This window comes from Mesorhizobium sp. M0715, from assembly GCF_040320355.1.
Taxonomy (GTDB): Bacteria; Pseudomonadota; Alphaproteobacteria; order Rhizobiales; family Rhizobiaceae; genus Mesorhizobium.
In genome coordinates, this window is the sequence record NZ_JAMYPL010000007.1 from 262,196 (window position 1) to 285,289 (window position 23,094).

At 62.5% G+C, this 23,094-nt stretch carries 20 protein-coding genes and 2 tRNA genes; 14 read left to right on the forward strand and 8 right to left on the reverse strand.

What is annotated here, in order from left to right; all coding sequences use genetic code 11:
• Nucleotides 1-37: 37 nt before the first annotated feature.
• Nucleotides 38-292: a hypothetical protein gene (locus NKI21_RS11870; protein WP_352865650.1), complete on the reverse strand. Its 255-nt coding sequence runs from the start codon at nucleotides 290-292 to the stop codon at nucleotides 38-40.
• Here NKI21_RS11870 and tyrS point away from each other — a divergent pair.
• The 3 genes from tyrS (at nucleotide 279) to NKI21_RS11885 (ending at nucleotide 2,987) form a co-directional block, all read left to right on the forward strand.
• Nucleotides 279-1,532 (forward strand): tyrosine--tRNA ligase, encoded by a 1,254-nt coding sequence (gene tyrS / locus NKI21_RS11875; protein WP_352865653.1) that lies wholly within the window; start codon nucleotides 279-281, stop codon nucleotides 1,530-1,532. The genes NKI21_RS11870 and tyrS overlap by 14 nt on opposite strands.
• Nucleotides 1,533-2,391: 859 nt before the next feature.
• Nucleotides 2,392-2,580 (forward strand): type II toxin-antitoxin system HicA family toxin, encoded by a 189-nt coding sequence (locus NKI21_RS11880; protein WP_352673854.1) that lies wholly within the window; start codon nucleotides 2,392-2,394, stop codon nucleotides 2,578-2,580.
• Nucleotides 2,581-2,585: 5 nt separating this feature from the next.
• Nucleotides 2,586-2,987, forward strand: a complete 402-nt coding sequence (locus tag NKI21_RS11885) for a type II toxin-antitoxin system HicB family antitoxin (RefSeq protein WP_352673856.1) — start codon at nucleotides 2,586-2,588, stop codon at nucleotides 2,985-2,987.
• A 31-nt stretch (nucleotides 2,988-3,018) separates the two neighbouring features.
• On the opposite strand, the gene NKI21_RS11890 is transcribed toward NKI21_RS11885, so the two are convergent.
• On the reverse strand, nucleotides 3,019-6,399 hold the full coding sequence (locus NKI21_RS11890) for a hypothetical protein (protein WP_352865658.1): 3,381 nt from the start codon (nucleotides 6,397-6,399) through the stop codon (nucleotides 3,019-3,021).
• A 95-nt stretch (nucleotides 6,400-6,494) separates the two neighbouring features.
• Between NKI21_RS11890 and NKI21_RS11895 the strand changes: the two genes are divergently transcribed.
• Complete coding sequence (locus tag NKI21_RS11895) at nucleotides 6,495-6,962, forward strand: peroxiredoxin (protein ID WP_023810305.1); 468 nt, start codon at nucleotides 6,495-6,497, stop codon at nucleotides 6,960-6,962.
• Between the two features lie 151 nt (nucleotides 6,963-7,113).
• Entirely contained in the window at nucleotides 7,114-8,418 is a 1,305-nt protein-coding gene (locus tag NKI21_RS11900; RefSeq protein ID WP_352865662.1) for a M23 family metallopeptidase, read from the forward strand.
• Between the two features lie 49 nt (nucleotides 8,419-8,467).
• On the opposite strand, the gene NKI21_RS11905 is transcribed toward NKI21_RS11900, so the two are convergent.
• Together NKI21_RS11905 and NKI21_RS11910 are read right to left on the reverse strand one after the other, a co-directional pair.
• Nucleotides 8,468-9,697: a M20 metallopeptidase family protein gene (locus tag NKI21_RS11905; RefSeq protein WP_352865665.1), complete on the reverse strand. Its 1,230-nt coding sequence runs from the start codon at nucleotides 9,695-9,697 to the stop codon at nucleotides 8,468-8,470.
• On the reverse strand, nucleotides 9,684-10,862 hold the full coding sequence (locus NKI21_RS11910) for a M24 family metallopeptidase (protein WP_352440131.1): 1,179 nt from the start codon (nucleotides 10,860-10,862) through the stop codon (nucleotides 9,684-9,686). Before NKI21_RS11910 ends, NKI21_RS11905 begins: the two co-directional genes overlap by 14 nt.
• Before the next feature lie 225 nt (nucleotides 10,863-11,087).
• On the opposite strand from NKI21_RS11910, the gene NKI21_RS11915 reads away from it, so the two are divergent.
• From NKI21_RS11915 to NKI21_RS11935, 5 genes are all read left to right on the forward strand, one after another.
• Complete coding sequence (locus NKI21_RS11915; RefSeq protein ID WP_352440130.1) at nucleotides 11,088-12,254, forward strand: ROK family transcriptional regulator; 1,167 nt, start codon at nucleotides 11,088-11,090, stop codon at nucleotides 12,252-12,254.
• Nucleotides 12,251-13,015, forward strand: a complete 765-nt coding sequence (locus NKI21_RS11920; RefSeq protein ID WP_352440129.1) for an ATP-binding cassette domain-containing protein — start codon at nucleotides 12,251-12,253, stop codon at nucleotides 13,013-13,015. Before NKI21_RS11915 ends, NKI21_RS11920 begins: the two co-directional genes overlap by 4 nt.
• A gap of 39 nt (nucleotides 13,016-13,054) precedes the next feature.
• Entirely contained in the window at nucleotides 13,055-14,095 is a 1,041-nt protein-coding gene (locus NKI21_RS11925) for a sugar ABC transporter substrate-binding protein (protein ID WP_352440128.1), read from the forward strand.
• A 146-nt stretch (nucleotides 14,096-14,241) separates the two neighbouring features.
• A complete protein-coding gene (locus tag NKI21_RS11930; protein WP_352440127.1) occupies nucleotides 14,242-15,237 on the forward strand; it encodes an ABC transporter permease in 996 nt (331 codons plus the stop codon).
• Between the two features lie 13 nt (nucleotides 15,238-15,250).
• Complete coding sequence (locus NKI21_RS11935; protein WP_352865671.1) at nucleotides 15,251-16,021, forward strand: SDR family oxidoreductase; 771 nt, start codon at nucleotides 15,251-15,253, stop codon at nucleotides 16,019-16,021.
• A 61-nt stretch (nucleotides 16,022-16,082) separates the two neighbouring features.
• Here the strand turns inward: NKI21_RS11935 and NKI21_RS11940 are convergent.
• A tRNA-Val gene (locus NKI21_RS11940) sits at nucleotides 16,083-16,158 on the reverse strand.
• A gap of 216 nt (nucleotides 16,159-16,374) precedes the next feature.
• Between NKI21_RS11940 and NKI21_RS11945 the strand changes: the two genes are divergently transcribed.
• The 3 genes from NKI21_RS11945 (at nucleotide 16,375) to NKI21_RS11955 (ending at nucleotide 18,466) form a co-directional block, all read left to right on the forward strand.
• Nucleotides 16,375-16,451: transfer RNA gene (locus NKI21_RS11945), tRNA-Asp, on the forward strand.
• Nucleotides 16,452-16,790: 339 nt separating this feature from the next.
• Nucleotides 16,791-17,351 (forward strand): polysaccharide biosynthesis C-terminal domain-containing protein, encoded by a 561-nt coding sequence (locus NKI21_RS11950; RefSeq protein ID WP_352440125.1) that lies wholly within the window; start codon nucleotides 16,791-16,793, stop codon nucleotides 17,349-17,351.
• A complete protein-coding gene (locus NKI21_RS11955) occupies nucleotides 17,345-18,466 on the forward strand; it encodes a glycosyltransferase family 2 protein (RefSeq protein WP_352440124.1) in 1,122 nt (373 codons plus the stop codon). Before NKI21_RS11950 ends, NKI21_RS11955 begins: the two co-directional genes overlap by 7 nt.
• A gap of 51 nt (nucleotides 18,467-18,517) precedes the next feature.
• On the opposite strand, the gene rbsK is transcribed toward NKI21_RS11955, so the two are convergent.
• Genes rbsK through NKI21_RS11970 form a run of 3 tightly spaced genes read right to left on the reverse strand, consistent with a single transcriptional unit; the run spans nucleotide 18,518 to nucleotide 20,999 of the window.
• Entirely contained in the window at nucleotides 18,518-19,462 is a 945-nt protein-coding gene (gene rbsK / locus NKI21_RS11960) for a ribokinase (RefSeq protein WP_352440123.1), read from the reverse strand.
• Nucleotides 19,463-19,466: 4 nt separating this feature from the next.
• The gene (locus tag NKI21_RS11965) at nucleotides 19,467-19,919 is read right to left on the reverse strand and encodes an RbsD/FucU family protein (RefSeq protein WP_352440122.1); all 453 of its coding nucleotides are present in this window, start codon (nucleotides 19,917-19,919) and stop codon (nucleotides 19,467-19,469) included.
• A gap of 21 nt (nucleotides 19,920-19,940) precedes the next feature.
• Entirely contained in the window at nucleotides 19,941-20,999 is a 1,059-nt protein-coding gene (locus tag NKI21_RS11970) for an ABC transporter ATP-binding protein (protein WP_127288682.1), read from the reverse strand.
• 287 nt (nucleotides 21,000-21,286) lie between these two features.
• Here NKI21_RS11970 and NKI21_RS11975 point away from each other — a divergent pair, with 287 nt between their 5' ends.
• Nucleotides 21,287-22,951: an ABC transporter substrate-binding protein gene (locus NKI21_RS11975; RefSeq protein WP_352440121.1), complete on the forward strand. Its 1,665-nt coding sequence runs from the start codon at nucleotides 21,287-21,289 to the stop codon at nucleotides 22,949-22,951.
• The last annotated feature ends 143 nt before the right edge of the window (nucleotides 22,952-23,094 follow it).

A 23,094-nucleotide genomic window follows, 5' to 3' on the forward strand; every position in this document is an offset into this window, starting at 1 on the left:
CCGGATCTGATCTGCGGGATGGCCCCGTCGCGGCGCCTCAGGCCCTGCCCCTGCGCGGCGCCTCAATACGCCAGCCCAAACGACGAAGCAAGGATTCGCAAACGCCATCCGCGCTAGCTGCAAAACGGGAAACCACTTTTGCTGATCGCTGGATCTTTGTCTGGCGCGCGATCAGACGCAAAACCGGAAACCACTTTTGCTGATCGCGCTTGGATGCTAAACGCCCGCGTTCATGCACATCCGAGCCACAGCGGCCGGGCGCTTTCGGGAAAGAAACAATGTCCGCCTTCAAATCCGATTTCCTGCGCACGATGAGCGAGCGCGGTTTCATCCACCAGACTTCGGATGATGCCGGCCTCGACAATATCTTCGCCAAGGAGACGGTGACGGCCTATATCGGCTTCGACGCCACCGCCAAGAGCCTGCACGCCGGCTCGCTGATCCAAATCATGATGCTGCACTGGCTGCAGCAGACCGGTCATCGGCCGATCGCGTTGATGGGCGGCGGCACCTCGATGATCGGCGACCCGTCCTTCAAGGACGAGGCGCGCAAGCTTTTGACCCCGCAGGACATCGAAGACAATCTAGCCGGCATCCGCCGCAACTTCATGCCCTACCTCAAATTCGGCAGCGGTCCGAACGACGCCATCATGGTCAACAACGCCGACTGGCTGATGGAGATCAACTACGTCAATTTCCTCCGCGATGTCGGCCGTCACTTTTCCGTCAACCGCATGCTGGCGTTCGATTCCGTCAAGTTGCGGCTCGATCGCGAGCAGTCGCTGTCGTTCCTCGAATTCAACTACATGATCCTGCAGGCCTATGATTTCGTCGAGCTCTACAAGCGTCTCGGCTGCCGCCTGCAGATGGGCGGCTCCGACCAGTGGGGCAACATCATCAACGGCATCGATCTCGGCCGCCGCATGGAGGATGCGCAGCTCTATGCGCTGACGACCCCGCTGCTCACCACCTCGTCGGGCGCCAAGATGGGCAAGTCGGCTTCGGGCGCGGTCTGGCTCGATGCGGAGATGCTGAGCCCCTACGAATTCTGGCAGTACTGGCGCAACACCGAGGATGCCGACGTCGCCCGCTTCCTGAAGCTCTACACGACGCTGCCGCTGGACGAGGTGGCGCGGCTCGAACAGCTCGGCGGATCCGAGATCAATGAGGCCAAGAAGATCCTCGCCACCGAGATCACCGCCCTGCTGCACGGCCGTGCAGCCGCCGAGCAAGCCAGCGATACGGCGCGCAAGACGTTCGAGGAAGGCGCGCTCGCGGAGTCGCTACCGACCGTCGAGGTCGACAAAACGGCGCTTGAAACCGGCGTCGGTATCCTGTCGCTGCTGGTCACTGCCGGACTGGCGGCATCGAACGGCGAAGCGCGGCGGCATGTGCAGGGCGGTGCCGTGCGCCTGAACGACGAGCCGGTGAGCGACGAGCGCCGCCTGGTGACTTCAAAGGATTTGAGTCCGGAAAGCGTCGTAAAGCTTTCTCTGGGAAAGAAAAAACACATTCTGGTGCGGCCGGCTTGAGGACTACCACGTGGAGAGATGATGAAGGTACCGATTTATTGGCTTGACCGAGCGGGTCAGACGGCCACATCGCTTTCCGAGCCAGCTTTCCCTTTCGTCGATATCGAGATTTCAAATGGGGGCGGCCTCTGGCACTCCGTTCAGGCAGTCGTTGACACTGCATGCATGGGCACGATGGTCACACGGGAATTGGCTCAAGCTTGGCGGCTCAACCCGGGTATGACAGCTGAGATGACTGGTAACTGGTCGAAGACCGAAGTCCAGTACAGGCAACATGCGTTACCAAATTTTCCCCCGGATGACCATGGAGTGCTTCATCGGAGAGCTACGCTTGGACAGCGATGGCTTCCCTATCCAAGCCCTCATAGGCATCGATACCCTGAGACACGGGACTCTCGTCCTTCGGCCTCCCCCAGCTGAAAGCTACCTGCAATTCGAGATATCTGGACTTGAAGCTCGCGCAGAACATCCGCCAGTTCATTGATGAGTTGAGTAGAGGAATAACCGCCAGCTGATGTTTGAGACGTGCGCGACGCAGAGGTAGCCGGTGACCGGCTTGGTGAGTCCTCATTCGGCCACGCGATCGACGGAACCGGCGAAAGAGCACTGCTCTGCACCCTCGCTTTTGGCGCTATCCAGATGCGGTTTCGATGGATGGCATGACTGCTTACACTTACAGGTGTCGTTTCGAAGAACTGCACTTCAGCATTTGAACCGCGGCGAAACTTGCATTACCTTTGTTGGTAGCTTTGACAGCGACGACGACCATCAGGCGGATCACCGCAACGTCATATGCAACCAATTCGGTCTAGACCGATTTTCATTGACATCGTGCGCATCAGTGTGTATTGATACACACATGAAGAGCGCCGATGTGATTGCAAAGTTGGTCGCTGATGGATGGTTCGAAGTTGCTCGAAAAGGCAGTCATGCTCAATTCAAGCACAACGACAAACCGGGACGGGTCACCGTTCCACACCCCAAACGAGACATACCCATCGGCACCCTGCGTAGCATCGAAAAGCAATCTGGACTGACACTGAGGTGAGAGACATGAAGCAGTATATCGGACTTATCCATAAGGATGCCGAAAGCGACTTCGGCGTGTCTTTTCCTGATTTTCCCGGCGTGGTTACGGCGGGTAAGGACTTAGACGACGCCCGAGTTATGGCCGAAGAGGCCCTTGCCTTTCACATCGAAGGGCTCGTCGAGGACGGAGAGGCTATTCCAGAGCCCTCGTCTCTGGCTGAGGTTATGGCGTCAGCTATCAACCGCGATGGTGTGGCCATTCTGGTTGGCGTGAAAACCGAGGCAAAAAAGGCGGTGCGGGTAAACGTCACTCTACCGGATGACGTTCTTCAGCGGATCGATGCATTTGCCGAGGCTCATGGCTACACCCGATCTGGGTTCCTCGCCAAGGCCGCAGAAAAGGTAATGGAACTCGAAGCCGCCTAACTTTCGTGACGAAAGGTGGGCGGCCTAACGATCACCGGTATTCGAAGATCGATCTGAATATCCCAGGCGCGATCACCGACAGCGGATTGATGTCCAGCAGCGGCTTGTTGGCATTGCCCTTGAGCCGGTAAGTGACACCGATCAGGCCACGGTCGCGACCATTGCCGAGCAGCGCGCCAACGATGGGCAGTTCGCCGAAGATGCGATTGAGGCCATAGACCGGCATGAACGTGCCGGTCATGTCCATGTTGTTGTTCTGGTCGTAGAGCGTGCCCTGGAACGTCGTCCCGATGCGCGGTCCGCGCAGCACGCCATTGGCCAGTTTCAGATAGCCGCTGCCCTTGTCGATCTCGGCGTAGCCGCGTTCGAACTTCACCCGCGATGTGTCCAGCTTGCCCTTGACCGCCTGATTGAGGCTGCGGTTGTCGCCGGCCGGCGTGGTCGAGACGATGGAGGCGAGTTTCGGTTCGTTGACGACGAAAAAGTTGCTGGTGTCGACCTTGCCCTTGAGCGATCCGTCGCTCGGCCCGGCCAGTGCGAGCGTGATCGCGCCGCCTTCCATATGCTCGTAGATGTTGAGGAATCTCAGAATGGCGCCGGCGTCGGCGGACTGCATGTTGAGCGTGCGCCGGCCGGCGCCGGTGGTGTTGCTGATTGATATGGCCGCACCTGAACTGGCCGTGGCGCTGACCTTCAGCCCGTTCACCCGCGAGCCGGCCGCGCTGTAGTCGAGCTTCAGATTGGACAATTGCTCGTCGTGGAAACCGGTCAGCCGGTCGACATCGGCGCTGACGGAAATGGCATCGGAACCGGTGGTCTTGGTAGCCGTGTCGACGTCCGAAGTGAACTGCTTGATGAGCGAGCGGGCATCGAGCGCGTTGCCCGATATGTCGACCGCATAGCCCTTGCCGGACCGCTTCACCGACACGGCAACGTCGTCGCCCCTGTTCAAGGTGACCTTGCTGAACCGCGCCGACGACAAGGCGCCATTGACCAGCACGATGCTGCCGTCGACGGAGAACGTCTTTCCGTCGAGGTCGAAATCGGACAGCGTCATGGTCTCGCCGGACCTGGTCATGACGAAGGTGACCTTGGCGGGGACCCCTGCCCCCTTGCTCCAGCCCGCCCAGGGAATGTCCAGCCTGGCGTTGGTCAGGTCGGCCGAGACGTTCTGGTCGCCGCTGCCGTTCTTGTCGATCGCCACCTTTACCGTTCCGGCAAGCAGCGGCTTCAGGCCGGGCATGGCGGCGGCGCGGATCTTGTCGTCAAGCACCAGAGCCACCTTGCGGCTGCGCGCCGGCCCGTCATCCCTGAGCGGCTCTACCAGATCGAGTTCGGCCGGAATGCCGTTCAGCAATGCCTTGGCGGAGATCACCGCCTTCTCCGGATCGACGGTGATCGAACCGTCGGCATCCGTCACGATCTGGCCCTCGAAGGGCTTGGCCAAGGACATACCGGTGTAGTCGAGCGACACCAGCCAATCGAGCTTCGAACTGTCGACGCCCGACTGCAGCGGAATATCAGCCTTGACGTGGCCGGTGACGCTGCCCGACAGGTCTTCCGGCAGAATGCCGACATGGCGCATGGCGTTGATCGGCTCGTAGGATGCGAGTTCGGCGACGGCCGACGCTTCGCCGTCGACGTCGATATCGAGCGCGCCGACGACCGGCGGGCGGTTGGCCGCCTTGACCGTCAGCGTGCCGTTGCTGGCCGCCACGGTGCGGCCGCTGGGCATGTAGACGGTGCCCGAGGACAGGGAGATATCGACATCGTTGCCGTGGAAACCGACGACACCGACCGCGTCGCGTATCGGCGGGATGCGGCCGGCGGTGTCGAAGCGCGATCCCTCGATCTGGAAGCGGCCGAACACCTCATCGGCCGAAAGCGGCACGCCGTTGCCAAGCCGGCCCGGCACAACCTGGAACTGAAGGTTGGCGTCGACGACACGGCCGCCGAACAGATTGGCCAGCACCCACAGCCGGGCATTGCGCGCCGAAAACCACGGCCATAGCTGCTTGACGTGAGAGACCTGCATGTCGTGGATGTTGAACGCCAGATTGATCCCCGGCACTTTGCCGTCGACGAACGCCACGGCGGCGGTGCCAAGCATCTCGCCGGAGCCGGCGGACCGGAGCGCGATCTGCTCGGCGACCAGTTTGTGGCTCACCGTATTGTAGACCCCGGCAATCCGGGCGAGGAAGGTGAGTGCCGGCTCGGGCGACTCCGAAGGCGCAAGCGACGACCCGTCGCTGGTCAGGTCGTAGCGATAGGAGGGTTCTTCACCCACCGCTCCGCTTGCCGGCTTCGGCCCGATCGACCCGGCGAAATCGAATGTCGAGCGGCCGGTCTTCAGCAGCAATCTGTCGACCTGGATCTTGTTGCTGCCCGCAACCAGCGTCGCATTGATATCGACGTCCGCCGGCAGCAGTCCTCGCGTGCCGAGATCAAGGACAGAACCCGTCGACGACAAAGCGGCCGTCAGCCGCGATGCGTTCGCGCCGAACCCTTCCGATCCCGTCAGCTTCAGCGCGACGGTTCCCAGCTTGCCGGCAGCGGCCGCCATGTCGCCGGTATCGGCCAGATCGACGCTCGCATCCAGTGCCGTGACGCGGTGCGCCGCGATATCGCGGGAGGCGGAAGCGGCAACGGTAGCCGTCCTGCCGTCGATGTCCGCCGTGGACGAGAACTGCATGCCGCCCGGGCCTGACTGCACGACGGTGGCGTCGGTGATCTTGACGAGCTTGATCGCTCCGGTTTCGGGCAGCACGAATTCGACATTGCGAAGGTCGATCCGGCGCAGCGAATCCTCCCGCACGGCATCGAGTGCGTGGTTGATGTTTCCGAACACCGCGGCGGACAGCTTCTCCGGATCGATGAGGCCGTCCGCATTGCGCAGGCCGGCAGTCCAGTCGCCGCCTGACGGCATCGCCGCCACGACGATGCGGGCATCCGAGATCCTGGCGCTGGTCAGCCGCACATCCCCCCACAGCAGCGGGAACAGACGCACGCCGAAGCGCACGCGGCCGGCATCGGCCATCGGCTTGCCGTCCGATGTCTTCAAGCTGACGTCGCTGACCTGAAGCGCGATGAAACTCGAACCGTCGAGCGTGATGCGGGCAGGCCCGACCGCGACATTGACATCGACGCCCGCCAGTTTCTCGAGCGCCGTTTCCGCCTCGGTGCGAAGCCGGTCGGCTCCGATGCCGGAGGCGCCAACCAGATAAACGAGCATGGCGGCCAGCAGCACGAAAGCGACCAGACCTGCGAACAGTCGCGACAGGATGCGAAAACCGCGTCCGATCGACGCCTGACCGAGCGGCGGCACACGGCAGGCGGACGGAAAGGTCCCCAGGTCGGTGATCTCATCACGCCTGAACCGGATCTTCTCGTGCTGCGGTCGCTCCTGATCCACGCAATTTTCCGTTGTACGAACTCGATCGTGGACGAATCCCCGTCCGACACTATATCGGTGTGGCTTCGCGCGTAACCTCAAACAAGGGCATCGGTATGGCTGACCTCGACGTAGGCGATCTCGCGCCGCAATTCGACCTGCCGCGGGACGGCGGCGGATCAGTCAGCCTTGCCGCATCGTCCGGCAAGCCCATCGTGCTCTATTTCTATCCGCAGGACGACACAACAAGCTGCACGCAGGAGGCGATCAGCTTCTCGCAGCTGAAGCCGGAGTTCGAGAAGGCCGGCGCCGTGGTGATCGGCCTGTCGCCCGACCCCGTCAAGAAGCACGACAAGTTCAAGTCGAAGTACAATCTGACCATCGACCTCGCCGCCGACGAGGAGCGCAAGGTGATCGAGGCCTACCATCTGTGGGTCGAGAAATCGATGTATGGCCGCAAGTATATGGGGGTCGAGCGCGCGACGTTCCTGATCGGCCGCGACGGGCGGATCGCCAGGATTTGGCGCAAGGTCCGCGTCAAGGGCCATGCGGAAGAGGTGCTTGAGGCCGTTCGTGCGCTTTGAGATTTTACCGGCGAGGCCGGCCCGGTTTCCCTTACAACCTTGCGCACGCCTGGCGGGCAACCGCTGCGGACAAGTCGGCGCTGCAAGCCTTTGTTAACCTTAATAATGTGTAGTCAAGCTGTCGTGGTGTCGTAAACGAAAGCTTGGTCCCGTGAACGCAACCGGTCAGTCCGCAGTATTCGGCAGACGTAAGGAGCCCCATACGGTCATCATCGCCCGGGGCAACGAGATCAGGCATTTTACGATCCGACCGTGGCTGGCGGCCTTTATCGGCTCGGCGCTGGCCGCCATTGCCATAGGCTACCTCATGGCCACCTCCTATCTCGTGCTGCGCGACGATTTGATCGGCGCCACCACGGCGCGTCAGGCGCGCATGCAGCAAGCATATGAAGATCGCATTTCGGCGCTTCGCGCCCAGGTCGACCGCATCACCAGCCGGCAGTTGCTCGACCAGCAACTGATGGAAACCAAGGTCAGCGAACTGCTTGAACGGCAGAGCCAGCTGAGCCAGCGTCACGGCCGCCTTGGCCCGCTGCTCGAACGCGCCGAGAGCGAAGTCGGCGCAGCGCCGGCCGAATATCCGGCAGCGGTTGCGAAGCCGGACAAACGCGCCGAAGTGACCGGCAGCATCAAGGAGCCCGCGCGCAATTATGCGGTCGCCAGCCTGAGCGCCGATCCCGGGGCCGGCGACACAAGGCCGTTCTCGCTGTGGTCGACCCGCTCCGATCCGCTGCCCAACGATTCAGCCGCCGATCGTGCCGACAAGCTCTTCGTCTCGATCAACCAATCGCTGAGATCCATCGAGAGCGATCAACTGACCCGCATAAGCACGCTTGCCGACAATGCCTACAAGAGCGCCGATGCCATCACCCAGGCGCTCGAGGCGGCCGGACTGCCCGTCGACAGCGACTTCGGCAAGGGCGACAGCGATGTCGGCGGACCGCTCATCCCGGTCGACAGTTCGATGATGTTCGACAGCAAGGTCAAGGAGTTGGACGAAGCGCTTGACGCGCTCGACCATCTCAAGAAGGAAGCGCGCCAGCTGCCGCTGACCAACCCCGCACCGGGCCACTCCGTCACCAGCCCGTTCGGCGTGCGCACCGACCCGATCCTCGGCACCGCGGCACTGCATTCCGGCATGGATTTCAGGGCGCCGATCGGCATGGCCGCCAAGGTCACCGCGCCCGGCACCGTCACCAAGGCCGGCTGGAACGGCGGCTATGGCCGCATGGTGGAAGTCGACCACGGCAATGGCTTTGCGACACGCTACGGGCATCTCAGTGAAATCGACGTCACCGTGGGCGAGAAACTGGATGCCGGCGCCGTCATCGGCAAGACCGGCAGCAGCGGCCGCTCAACCGGCCCGCATCTGCACTACGAAGTCCGCCACAATGGCGAAGCGATCGATCCCTTGCGCTTCCTCACGGTCGGCAAGAAGGTCGCCCAGTATCTGTAAGCGATCCTGGGCTCCTGCCCCATGCGCCGATGATCATCATGATGGCTGACTAAGGCGCTCCCGCCGACAGAAACGCCGTCGCTGCCGAAACCAGGGTGGCCGCGCCGACCTTCAACGCGGCCTCGTCGACACGAAACCGGGCGTGATGGAGCGGAAAGACCGATCCGATCGCCTCGTTTCGGATTCCCAGCCGAAAATAGACCGAAGGACGTTTCTCGCTGTAGTAGCCAAAGTCGTCCGCGATCGTCCATCCGGGCGTGTTGAGGATGTTGTCGGCACCGATGCAGGCCTTGGCGCTGGCGGCAATCAGTTCAGTCATCTCGACATCGTTGACGACACCCGGTTCGCCCTTGTGGATGTCGACCTCGACACGCGCGCCGTGGCTTGTCGCTACCCCATCGGCTATCGTACGAAGGCGGCGCCAGGCCCGCTCGCGGGTGGCGTCGCTGCCGCTTCGGATGGTGCCTTTCAACGTGACCTTGCCGGCGGTGACATTGTAGGCGTTGCCGCCGTTGATGGCCGTCACGGAGATCACCAGCGGATCGTAGGGGTCGATCTCGCGCGAAACGATCTTCTGCAATTCGCTCACCAGGGAGCAAGCCACGGCCAACGCATCGACACCCTCATGCGGTTTTGCCGCGTGCGACGCCGAGCCGATGACGGCCACATCGAACGTGTCGCAGGCCAGAGTGTAGGGACCGGAGCCGACGGCGATCTTGCCGGTCGGTGTGTACGGATCGACGTGGACGCAGATGGCGGCGTCGATATCGTCGAGAAGCCCCTCTTCCACCACCCGCCTGCCGCCCGACGGTTCGTCCTCATCCGCCGGCTGGAAGATCAGGCGAACGGTACCGCCAAAACTCTCCCGCGACTGGTGAAGATGCGCGGCGACCGCAAAGGCCATCGATGCATGGGCGTCGTGACCGCAGGCATGCATCACGCCTGGATTCGTCGATGCATAATCGACGCCGGACTCCTCCTCGATCGGCAAGGCATCGATGTCGGCGCGAATGGCGACCTTTCGATTTGACGGCTTGCCGGTGCCGATAATGTCGACGGCCAGGCCGAAGCCGGCGATGTCGCGAATGTCGGCAATTCCCTGATCCACCAGCATCTGCCTGAGATAACGCTGCGTGCCGGCCTCTTGGTTCGAGAGCTCGGGATTGCGGTGCAGATGGCGGCGGACCTCGATCATCCGGTCGAGAATTCCGGCGGCGATATCGGTCGTCACGGTTTTCGCAACACCACCCGCCGTGGCCGAACCCTCAGGATTTGACATGGATCTCTCGCGGGAACTTCGTCAGGGTCTCGTGGCCGGTTTCGGTGACCAGGATGGTCTCGCTGATCTCGATGCCCCAGCCGTCCATCCACATGCCGAGGATGGAATGCACGACGTTGCCTGATACAAGCACCGTCTTGTCGCCCGGCCTGAGGCTGATCGTGTGTTCGCCCCAATCCGGCGGATAGGCGACGCCGATGGAGTAGCCGATGCGCGATTCCTTCTTCAGTCCATGGCGCTGGATGACCTTGCGCCAGGCGGCTTCGACGGCTTCGGCTGACGTTCCCGGCCTGACCGCGTCGAGCACCGCGTCCATGCCCTCGATCACCGCTTTTGCCGTGTCGGAAACATTAGTCGGCGTCTTGCCAAGCTGCATGGTCCTGGCGAGGCCTGCGGCATAGCGGCGGCAGACCCCGGCAAGTTCCAGCGCAATCGTCTCGTTTTCTCCGAACCGCCGGTCGCTCCACATGATGTGCGGCGCCGAGGCATTCTCGCCACCGAGGATTGTCGGTGGAAGCGCGGTGATGTCGCCGGCAAAATCCGGGCTGCCCGCAATCTGCGCCGCCTGGATGGCGGCGATGGCATCGCATTCGCGAACACCCGGCGCAATCACCTCGAAAGCCCGCGTGACGGCCGCTTCGGCCAGGGTCGATGCCTTGCGCAAATACGCGATCTCGGGCGCCGATTTGACCGCGCGGATCCAGTTCACCAGCAGGTCGGCATCGTGCCATTTTGCGTTGGGAAGTCCGGCGACAAGCCGGGCGTGCGCCTTGGGGGAGAAATAATAGGCTTCGAGTTCGATGCCGATATGTCTGACACCCCAGCCCCTGGCGACGATCCAGTTCGCGATCCAGTCCATGGGATGGCGATCGACGCGCTGAACATGATCTTCCGGAAAGCCGACCACGTTTTCCGGTTTCATCCAGGCGGTCAGAAGACCGCCTGCCGCATCCATGGCGCGCCCGATCCAGACCGGCTCGACATCCTCGATTGGAACCAGCACCACCTGCGGCGTATAAAACGACCAGCCATCGTAGCCGGTGATGTAATGCTGGTTGGCAACGTCGTTGACGACAAGGAGCTCGAGATCGCGCTTCGCCATCTCGGTGCGGATCTTGCGAAGCCGCTGTTGGTACTCGTCGCGGGCAAACGGCAATTCGATCATCTTTGCTCCATGCTTTGTCAGATCAACGGTCGCGGGGTTCGCTCACCATTGAAGAGGTTTCACCATGGCGGCAATCGGCCAGGACGACGCGTGGGCAGGTCCTGGACCGAATACGCCCTCCACGGCCTTCCTCCTGGAAAGCTTTCGCCGAGAATTTATTTTTGAATTCCATTTGACTGAATAAATAAGCAATGCGAAACTACTCTCTCCTAAGGGGCGCAAGGCATGGCACTGCGGGGGACCAATCAGGAGTTCGGGCGGCCGTACAACCGGCGCATCGTGCTTGAGTCCATCCGCCTGCATGGGCCGATCGCCCGCGGCGAGATCGCCCGGCGCGTCGGCCTCACCGTCCAGACGGTGTCGACCATCGTTCGTGAGCTGGAAGATCAGGGCTACATCCTGTCGCTGCGCGAAGAGCCGAAGGGGCGCGGTCTGCCGCCGGCAACGCTCCGGATCAACCCCGATGGCGGCTATGCCGTCGGCATCCACATCACTCCGCTTGGTATCAGCGCCGCCTTGATCAATCTGAGCGGCGACGTGATCGAGAGCATCTACCGCGAGGCGCCGAATGCGACGCCGGACCACGCCTTCGAGCTGATCGGGGCGATGGTGGTGGAATTGACCAGACTACGGGCTGGCGGACGAGTGCTGGGCGTCGGCATGGCCCTGCCCGGCCCATTCGACGTGGAGTCCATGAGTTTCGTCGGGCCGACCACCATGACCGGCTGGAAGGATGTAGCGCTGCGCGAACGGCTGGCGGCCTCCACCGGATTGCCGGCCTTCTTTGAAACCGATATGGCCGCGGCCGCCATGGGCGAGCGGCTCTACGGCCTCGGCGCCCAGTTTTCCGAATATTACTATCTCTATTTCGGCGTCGGCCTTGGCGGTGTCATGATTCATGACGGCAGCGCCTTGCGCGGCGCCTGGGGAAATGCCGGCGAGATCGGGCACATTCCCGTCATTCCGGGCGGCCAGGCTTGCCCGTGCGGCAACAGCGGCTGTCTCGAAAGATATTTGTCGCTCGAAGCGCTCCGGCGCTGGAACGGCAGCGAGGCGGATTGGGTCGCCGAAGTCGCGCCGATCTTTCACAACGCCGTCGCCGTCATCGAGAACCTGTTCGACCCGGAGACGGTCATCCTCGGCGGGCTGGCGTCCACCGACCTGCTCGAAATGCTGGCTGGTTCGGCCGGAGGCCTGCACAACTCCGTCTCGGCCCGCAAGGACCGCACCACGCCCAGGGTTGTGGTCGCACGCGGCGGGCAGCATTCCGTGCTGCGCGGCGCCGCCGCCCTTGCGGTTTCCGGGGTGCTGTCACCCCGCTTCGGGCAGATGTTCGCGGCCGAACGCGAACGCGAGCGCGACCTTCTCAAAGGCAGGGAGATTGCGGCATGAGTGAACCCCTGCTGGTGCTCGACAACGTCACCAAGAACTATGGCGCGATCGAAGCGCTCAAGGGCATCAGCTTCTCGATCGGCAAGGGCGAGGTCGTGGCGCTGCTGGGCGACAACGGCGCCGGCAAATCGACGCTGGTCAAGATTATCGCCGGCGGACTGGAGCCGACCTCCGGCCGAATGCTGTTCGAGGGCAAGGAGTTCCTTGCCCGGTCGCCCGCAGAGGCCAAGGCAGCCGGCATCGAGACCGTCTACCAGGACCTGTCGCTGTGCACCAATGTCGACGTGGTGGCCAATTTCTTCATGGGCCGCGAAATCACCAGGAAGGTTTTCGGCATTCCCGTGCTCGACGAGCGCGCCATGGAGGCCGTCGTCGGAAAGGCGCTGGCCAGTGCCGGCACCCGCATCCCCTCGCTGCGGGCCAATGTCGAGCATCTCTCGGGCGGCCAGCGGCAAGCCATCGAGCTCAACCGGTTCGTGCATTGGGGCGGCAAGCTGGTGCTGCTAGACGAACCGTTCGCAGCGCTCGGTGTCGAACAGACGCGGCGCGGCCTCGACATGATCCGCCAGGTGGCGAACCAGGGCATCGGCGTCGTCATCATCACCCATATCATGCAGCAGGCCTTCCAGGTCGCCGACCGGATCGTGGTGATCCGGCAAGGCGTCGTGGCCGGCGATGTCGCGCGCAACAAAACAAGTCCCGATGCGGTGATCAACATGATCACCGGTGAGACGCTTGCCGGTGCCGGACCGACGGGCTGAGGGACAAAAGAGGGGTCCGGCTTAAGAGGAGCGAACGACATGAAGCGAATACTTCTTGCTGTCTTCGGTATCCTGGCACTGGCCTTTGCCACGCTCACGCCGGCATTCGCCCAGTCCAAGGGTATCGTCTACTATATGGTGCCGACCCTGCTGGACGAGTTCCAGACCGGCTCGGTGAGCGCGCTGGAACTGTTCCTGAAGCAGACCGGCTACGAGATGAAGACGCTGAACGCCGACAACAAGACCGACGCCCAGCAATCGCAGATGAACGATGTCATCGCGCTGAAGCCGGCGGCCATCATCCTGGCGGCAGTCGACTTCAATGCACTGAAACCGTCGATCGAGGCGGCCCGCGCCGCCGGCATCCCGGTGGTCGAGTTCGACCGCCAGATCACCTCGACGCCATCCGACTTCACCTCTGTCGCCGGAACGGTCGAGATCGGCTACGTCGCCGCCGACCAGGCCGAGAAGCTGCTGAAGGCAAAGCACGGTTCGGTGAAGGGCAAGGTGCTGCAGGTGCTCGGCGATCCCGGCGATCCCTATACGCTCGACATCCAGAAGGGCTTCGAGGAGAAGATGAAGGCGTTTCCGGACGTCAAGATCATCTCGCTTCCGGCCATGCAATGGGAAGCCAGCAATGCCGGCACAATCGTTGCCGACCAGATGCTGGCGAATCCCGACATCGACCTGATCTTCAGCCATGCCGCGCACCTTTCGGTCGCCGCCGTCGCCTCGCTCGAGGCAGCCGGGAAGAAGCCGGGCGACGTCATGCTGATGAGCTCGAACGGCGCTCCGGTCGGCCTCGACCTGATCCGCAAGGGCTGGCTCAACGCCGAAATCGAGCAGCCGCTCTACGCGCAGGCCGCGGCTGTCGCCATGTTCATGGACAAGATCGTCAAGAAGCAGGAGATCAAGCCCGGCGAATACGACGTGCTCGGCCTGAAATCGACCGTGACCACGGAAGCCTGGGGTCCGAACATCAAGATCCCCGGTGCCGCCATCACCAAGGAAAACGTCGACAATCCGGCCTTCTGGGGCAACCAGAAGCCACCGACGGACACCGTCAAGTCGGTCGAATAGTCATTGAAAGCGCTCCGGGCCATAGCAGCCCGGAGCCTGCCCTTTCACAACGCCGCGTCCGAAAGGATGCCGTGGCGAATTTGAATCCGCGCCTGAATCCGACGAAATCGATTTTGATTTCGCGGGGGCGCCAACCGGATCAGCCCATGAACCCGCGCACACGCAAAGCCCTGGAGTTCGTACTCGACAACCTCGTCTGGTTCATGCTGCTGTTCGTGCTGGTGGTCTTCTCCATCTTTGTCCCGAACTACTTTCAGCTCGGCATTTTCGCCAACATCATCGAGGCTTCCAGCGTGCTCGGCGTCATGTCGATCGGCCTGGCGCTGGTGATCATCGCCGGCCACATGGATCTGTCGGTCGAATCCGTCGCAGCGCTCAGCGCCATGGCGGTCGGCATCCTGTTCTGCTCGTCAGGTATAGGCATGGGCGTGCAGCTGCATCCCGAATGGCTGATGGTTCCGGTTTCGCTGCTGCTGGCGCTGGCCGTCGGCGGCCTCATCGGCGCCTTCAACGGCTATCTGGTGGTCAAGGTGAAGATGAGCGCCTTCATCATCACGCTGGCGTCCTACATCTGGGTGCGCGGCCTCGTGCTGGTCGTGTCGGGTGGCCGCTCGGCGCAGGACCTGGCGCCGGCCATCCGTTGGTTCGGCATCCAGCGCCTTGTCGGCTTGCCGCTCACCGCCTGGATCGCGGTCTCTTGCTTCGTCGTCTTTTCTCTGATTATGGCCAAGACGCCGTTCGGCCGGCATCTCGTCATGATCGGTGGCAACGAGACGGCAACTTTTCGTGCCGGCATCCGGGTGAACCGCAATCTCATCATCGCCTTCGTGCTAGCCGGCGCCATTGCCGGCCTCGCCGGCTGGCTGCTGGCCATCCGCACCTCGGGCGCCACCGCCAATCTCGGCGTCGGCCTTTTGTTCAACGCCTTCGCCGCCGTCGTCATCGGCGGCGTCAGCCTCAAAGGCGGCGTCGGCACCTTGCCTGGCGTCTATGCCGGCGTGCTTTTGCTCTCGGCCATCAACACGGCGATCAATTTGATGGGCCTGCCGGCCAATTTCACCCAGGTGATTCATGGCCTGCTGGTGCTGGCCGCGGTGCTGCTCGACGCCTTCAAGCAAACCATTCGCCAAAGACTCGCATGACAGGACGGCTCGCATGACAGGACGGCTAAAGGACAAGGTGGCGCTCATCGTTGGCGCCGCCCGCGGCATCGGCAAGGGCATTGCGCTCCGCTTTGCCGAAGAGGGAGCGCGGCTGGTGCTCGCCGACACCGAGGTCGATGCCGGGCAAGCCACCGCTGGCGAGTTGGGCGTCCCCTTCATCCGCACCGACATCTCGCAAATGAGCGACGCCGAGGCCGCCGTGGCGCTGGCGCTCAAACTCCATGGCCGCCTCGACGTCATCGTGCAGAATGCCGGCATCTATCCCTGGCAGCTGATCGAGAACACCAGCGCCGACGACTGGGACCGCGTCATGGCGGTCAATCTGCGCGGCACCTTCAATGCCAGCCGCGCGGCCCTGGTGCCGATGAAGGCGCAAGGCTTCGGCCGCATGCTCTACACCTCGTCCATTACCGGCCCGCATGTCACCAGCCCGGGCCATGGCCACTATTCGGCCAGCAAGGCCGGCATCAACGGCTTCATCCGCGCCGCGGCACTGGAATTCTCCGGCTACGGCATCACCGTCAACGGCGTCGAGCCCGGCAACATCCTGACCGAAGCCATCAAGCTGCATCGCGGCGCGGCTTACATCAAGAACATGGAGGACTCCATTCCGCTCGGCCGCCTCGGCAGCCCGCGCGACGTCGCCAACGCCTTCCTGTTCCTCGCCTCCGACGATGCCAGCTACATCACCGGCACGACCATTGTTGTCGATGGCGGACAGCTGCTGCCCGAGGGCAATGATTTCCGGCTGTTGCCGCCTTGAGTGCAGCACGAACCAGACGACTCGGTTCCGTGTCTGGCAACAGTTTGAATGGACTATGGAATGGTGGGCGATGACGGGCTCGAACCGCCGACATCTTCGGTGTAAACGAAGCGCTCTACCAACTGAGCTAATCGCCCGCTCCGGGCCGGACCTTTAAGCGGTCAGGGTCCGCTTCGCAAGGCCAAATGAATGCAGGACGCCCTGGTTGGATGCCGGTTTTGCCAACAAAACGCCGGCTGTCAAAAAACCTTCTCCTGTTTGCTGTTATGCTGTCCTGTCACGCTTGACACCCGGTGGCGAACCCCTTATCCAGCGCCCCAACGACGAACACGGCTGAAACGTGTTCGCCATGCGCGGGTGTAGCTCAGTTGGTTAGAGTGCCGGCCTGTCACGCCGGAGGTCGCGGGTTCGAGCCCCGTCACTCGCGCCATTTCTCTCAAGGGTATCAAGCCCTTGGCTTCAGAGAAATGTAGACATTGATTGTCAAAAATCTTCTTGGATGAGGCAACTCGGATTGTCTCGTATCTGAGTTGAATCTCCCAAGCATGGACGCAAGAACCGGCTCTGCAACGTCGGCATTGACGACGTCACGCTTTGGTTGCTTGTCGGTGGCGCCCCCCGATGCGCACCTGCCTCCGCTCCCATCAAAGCTCCACCCGCGGCCGAAAAGGTCATCATGGCTGCAAGAACCTGCTAGCCCCATCAGGACATCCATCGAAAACTGTGAGAGAAGGTCGGCCTAAGACGGTCAAAAGCGGAGGCTTTGTACATGAGCGATCACCCCAGCCTGAATCTTCTGGAGACAACACTTGCCGCCGCCAAGCAGGATCAACGGACTCTGGACGAGCAACGGCAAAGCACTACGCCGCTTGTGGACGGCATGTCCTTTTTCGACAGCATCCGGCACAATGACGACCGCGGCAGCGTCACCGAGATCTATGACCCGCGCTGGGGTTGGCATGCCGACCCGCTGGTCTTTTCCTACATATTCACAATTCGCCCTGGCGTGGTGAAGGGGTGGGGCCTGCACAAGCTGCACGAGGACCGCTATTTTGTGATCAGCGGCGAGCTGGAACTGGTCCTTTATGACCCCCGCCCCGAATCCAGCACATATGGCAAGGTTTCGAAGGTTTACCTCTCCGGCAATCGTCCACGCCTGGTCAACATTCCGAAATTTGTCTGGCATGCCGACAGAAACATCGGAACATCCGACTTGGTTGCCATCAATTTCCCGACGATACAATATGATCACGCAAATCCCGATAAGTACCGCCTGCCGATCGATACCGATCTCATCCCCCATGATTTCGGCAGCGCCAAGGGATGGTGAGCAAGCCCCGCTTTTCCATCCTCATGCCGACGCACTCGCGCGTGGATGTCATCGGTGTGGCTATCCAATCGGTGCTGGACCAGACCGTCGAGGATTTTGAACTGCTGGTCGTCGGCGACGGCTGCGCGGCCGGCACGGCCGAGGTGGTCGAAGCCTCCCATGACAGCCGCATTCGTTTCTTCGATCTCCCCAAGGCGCCGAACTTCGGCTACGCGAACCGCAACATCGTGCTGCGTGAGGCACGCGGCGAGCTGATTGGCTTTGCCGCCGATGACGACCTCCTGTTTCCGGATCATTTTGAGATCCTGGCGGATGGCCTCAAAACTGGAGCTGCCATCGCGTACAGTCAGGCGCTGTGGGTTTCCACTGATGGCATCGCGGCCCCCTTCCTGACCAATCTGGACCTGGCCGACGAGTTCAGGGTGTTCACTGAGGTCGGCAACACGATACCCGCCAGTTGCTTCCTGTATCGGGCCGATTGCCTGCCGTCGCGAGATGTCTGGCCCGAAGACGTCGCATCGGCCGGGGACTGGCAATTGTGGCGGCGAATCATGCGCGAGAATCCGCGAAACCCCTTCACCTATTGCCGCGTTCCAACCGTCCTGCATTTCAGCGCCGCATGGAAAAAATCACGGCACTCCGCAGTATCCCAACTCGCCACACTGCTTGATATAGCCGACAGAGCCGGCTGGTGGCCTTCGGCCTTGCGCGTCTGGATACCGAACGCCAGCAAGGAACAATCCGAGTACTCGCGCCTCATGCGCGTTGATCCCGCGGCCTGGAGCGAGCAGATGCGCCGTGCAGTCGGCGATCTGGTGGCACGGCTTGCCTGGGAGGATATCCAGGTGATGCGCCCTATGCTTGCAAGTGCTGAATCCGAGAAGGCGACGTTGCATTCTGAAATCTCAAGGTTGCGCAGTGAGCTCGAGGCGGCTCACCAAAGCAGCGTCGGGCTGCAGAGCCCCGCTTCGGATGCCAGGAACGAGAAGGACGAGATCGAACAAAGGTTGCAAGCGTGCCAGATGCAAGTCGCGGCCTTGCATCAGTCCAGAAGCTGGCGCTTCACAGGCCCGCTGCGCAAGATCTCCACAAGCTTGCGTTCGAAAAAATCATAGGCTTAAAAACGGGCCGGAGGCAGCGTCAGCCGCCAGTCAGCCAAGCCGATCTCATCCCCTCGCCAGCAGCGCCTCGACCTCCTGCAGCGTCGGCATGGACGGCGCGGTCCCTGGCCGGGTCACCGAAATGCCAGCGACGGCGCAGGCGAAGCGCACCGCTTGCAGCGGCTCCACGCCCCTCGAAAGTGCTGCGGCAAGCCCGCCATTGAAGGCATCGCCTGCCCCCGTGGTTTCGGCCACCGGCCCGGCACTGACGGCGGGAACATGGTCGGAGCGGGTCTTCGAGTGCAGAAGCGCGCCCTTGTCGCCGAGCGTGACGATGACCGTGCCGACGCCCCTTTCAAGCAGCTTATCGGCAGCACGCCGCGCCTCGTCGACCGAGGACACCTTCATCCCGGTCAGTTCCTCCGTCTCGGTCTCGTTGGGTGTGAGATAGTCGCAGAGCGTGTAGATGCGGTCGGGAAGCTTTGCCGCGGGGGCCGGATTGAGGATCGTCGTCACCCCTGCCCCACGCGCGATCTCCAGCGCCCGCATGGCTGCTTCGATCGGCTGTTCGAGCTGGGTGACGAAGACGCCGGCACCGCTGATCAGCCCGGCATTGGCTTCGATGTCGGCTGGTGAGATCAGCATGGCGGCACCGGGGCTGACGATGATGGCGTTGTTGCCGGTCGTCTCCTCGACGAAGATGTAGGCCGCGCCGGTGTGGCTTTCCGGCGTGTCGATGACGGCATTCCTGACGCCCGCCTGCGCCCAGGTCTGCCTGGCCATGTCGGCGAAGGGGTCTACGCCGAGGCGGGTGAGGAAGGTGATGTCGGCGCCGAGCTTGCCGGCGGCCACCGCCTGGTTCGAACCCTTGCCGCCCGGACCCAGCGTGAAGGATGTGCCGAGGATGGTTTCGCCCATGCGCGGCTGCCGCTGCGCCCTGTAGGCGGTGTCGGCGACGAAGACGCCCAATATGACCACAGGCTTCATGACGACCGGCTTGCCCGAAGCCATGCCGCTACTCCGCATCCGGCGGTACGACGCCCTTGCGGAAGGCGAAGCAGCCGTAGAAGCGGCGTTCGCCGGTCTGGATGACGCAATAGGCCTGTTTGGCGCGCTCGTAGAAGGCGTAGCGCTCGACCGCGATCATCGGCCACGACTTTCCCTCGGCCTTGTCGACTTCCTTTTGCGCTTCGCTTTGCACGGGCGGAATCTCGTCGGGCTTGCCGACAATCTCCATGCGTGCGGCGGAGTCGTCGACGAATGTGTCGAGCGGGTAGAGCGACAGCACCGCCTTGACCACTTGCGCCGCCGACGCATCGATGCGCAACACGCGGCCGAGCGCCGTCTGGCGCGCCACCGAATCGGACGGAAAATTGGTGTCGGCGATGATCAGATCATCGCCATGCCCCATTGCCCGCAATGCCTGCAGCACGTCGGCATTGAGCAGCGGGTTGATGCCTTTGAGCATGGTATTCCTCGTGAGTTGGGATCAGAGACGCTTGCCGGTCTCTGCGTCGAAAAGGTGGATCTGGTCGAGCCTTGGCTTCAGCTTGAGCGTGTCGCCCGGCTTGAAGTCGTGGCGCTCGCGAAACAGCGCCACCATCTCGCCTTCGCCGAAGCGCAGGAACACCAGCGTCTCCGAGCCGGTCGGCTCGACCACCGAAATCTTCGCCGGCACGCCGTCGGGATGGATCTCGAGGTGCTCCGGGCGCACGCCATAGACGACCGCCTGGCCGTCCTGCGCGGCATTGCCTGGTGCAATCGGGAACAGCGTGCCAGCGATGTCGACACCAGGCTTGTCGCCCTTGCGCATCACTCCTTTGAGCAGATTCATCGAAGGCGAACCGATGAAGCCGGCAACAAACAGGTTGGCCGGTCTGTCGAACAGTTCGAGCGGCGCGCCGACCTGCTCGATGCGGCCGTCGCGCATGACGACGATCTTGTCGGCCATGGTCATGGCTTCGATCTGGTCGTGGGTGACGTAGATTGTGGTGGTCTTCAGCCGCTGGTGCAGTTCCTTGATCTCGGTGCGCATCTGCACACGCAGCTTGGCGTCGAGATTGGACAGCGGCTCGTCGAACAGGAAGACCTGCGGATTGCGCACGATGGCGCGGCCCATGGCCACGCGCTGGCGCTGGCCGCCGGAAAGCTGGCGGGGATAGCGCTTCAGATAGGGATTGAGGTCGAGGATGTCGGCGGCGCGCTTGACCCGCTCGGCGACCACGGCCGGATCGGTTTTCCTGAGCTTGAGCGCAAAGGCCATGTTCTGCTCGACCGTCTTGTGCGGATAGAGCGCGTAGTTCTGGAACACCATGGCGATGTCGCGCTTGGCCGGCGGCAGATGATTGACGACGCGGTCGCCGATGGCGATCGTGCCGGCGGAGACGGTCTCCAGCCCGGCCACCATCCTGAGCAAAGTGGACTTGCCGCAACCGGAAGGGCCAACCAGCACCACGAACTGTCCGTCTGCGATATCGACGCTGACTTCGTGCAGAACCTTGACCGTTCCAAAGGCCTTGGCCACCTTGCTGATCGCGACTTGCGCCATATCTCCCCCATCGGCTCCATTAGCCGTAGGCGCCGAAGCTAACCAACGCGACCTGTCAGGGCAAGTCGGTCCCTTATAGATAAAAACCCGTTCTCGTTGACACGGCGTTTGGTTGTGAGAATAGTGGCAGGCGCTGGTCAAAATGTTGGTACCCGATCCGCAGGGAATTTCAATCGACGCAGGGTGGGGTCCTGCCTAATTCGTTTCCGAACCGGGAGCATCGTTGGCGCTCCGGCGTCTGACAGTTGGCCGATTTATTCACACTTATGTTCTGGGAGGAATAGGCGATGAGAACGGGTCTTTACGACAAACTGGTTCGAGCCAGCGCCACAAGGCGCGACATATTGAAGGGTGCGGCCAGCATGGCCGCGATCGCAGCCGCATCCGGCGCCGGACTTGGCGCCTTGACGCGCCCGGCCTCCGCGGCAAGCGAATTGCGCACAAAAATCCTGCAGATCCCCGGCGTCGGCAAAGGCCAGCCGACGGACGCCGATTTCCAGAAGGTCGGTGAACTCTGCCTCGAGGCGACCAAGGCCAATGTCAAGGAAGGCGAATTCGCCGGCGTCGAGCTGACCTTCATGGGTCTCAACAACCAGAACCTGCACAATGTGCTGTTCCGCGGCTTCCTGAAGCCATGGGAGACCTACACCGGCGCCAAGATCAACTGGATCGACCTGGCGCAGGCCGATTACAACGCCCGCCTGCAGCAGTCGATCGCGACCGGCACCGTCGATTTCGACATCATCGAAATGGGCGCGCCGTTCGAAGGCGATGTCTGCGGCAAGGGCCTGACCTCGGAAATGCCCGACTGGGTCAAGACCCAGATCGATTTCGACGATCTGGTCAGCTATCTGAAGCCGCCGGTCGGCACCTGGGACGGCAAGCAATACCGCGTGACCGTCGACGGCGACGCTCACAATTTCAACTACCGCACCGACGTGTTCGCCGATGCCGACCTCGCCAAGGCTTGGAAGGACGGCGGCGGCGAAGGTGAATGGGGCGTACCGAAGACCTGGCAGCAGGTTCAGGCGGCGACCAAGTTCCTCAAGGGCAAGAAGCTCAAGGACCAGGACGTCTACGGCTATCTCGACGCGCCAAAGCCCTGGGGCGGCTTCGGCTTCTATTTCCTTGGCAGCCGCGCCACCGCTTATGCCAAGCACCCCGACGACAAGGCCTGGCTGTTCGACGCCGACACGATGAAGCCGCGCGTCAACAATCCGGCCTGGGTGCGCGCCATCCAGGACGTCATCGACGCGCTGCCGTCCGAACCCGCCGACCAGATCAACGCCGATCCGAACACGACCGCCTTCCAGCAGTTCCTGGCCGGCACCGGCTCGATGGTCACCTGGTGGGGCGATGTCGGCTCCAACGTCAAGACCAATGACTCCTCCGTCGTCGGTGACGTCACCGGCTTCTCGATCCTGCCCGGCTCGGACGATGTCTACAATTCGAAGACCGGAGCCTGGGACAAGCTCGCCAGCGGCCCGAACTATGCGCCCAACTGCGCCTATCTCGGCTGGGGCGTCTATGTCATGGCCCGCGTCGATGCCGACGAAAAGAAGAAGAAGGCGGCATGGTCCGCCGCCGCTCATCTCGGCGGCAAGGACCTGTCGATCTGGACGGCGATGTATCCATCGGGCTTCCAGCCTTACCGCAACTCGCATTTCGACATTCCCGAATGGGTGGCGGCCGGCTACGACGAGGCCTTCATCACCTCCTACCTCAAGTCGGAATCCGACAGCTACAACCATCCGAACGCAGCGATCGAGCCACGCATCCCCGGCATCTTCCAGTACTACAGCGCCGCCGAGGACATCCTGGCCAACACTTTCGCCGGCAAGATGAAGGCGCAGGAAGGCGCCGACGCCATTGCGGCGGCCTGGGAGAAGCTGACCGACCAGATCGGCCGCGACAACCAGATCAAGCTCTACAAAGCTTCGCTCGGCATGTAGGCTGGCCTATGAACCGTGGGGGGGGGGGGGCGCCCCGCCCCAGGATGCAGGCGGCCGGCGCGGCGGAGCCGGGCAAAGCGGGCGGAGTGGTGTGGGGGCGGAGGAGGGAGCGCGCACCCGGGCGCGAGGGAGGCGGCCCGGCG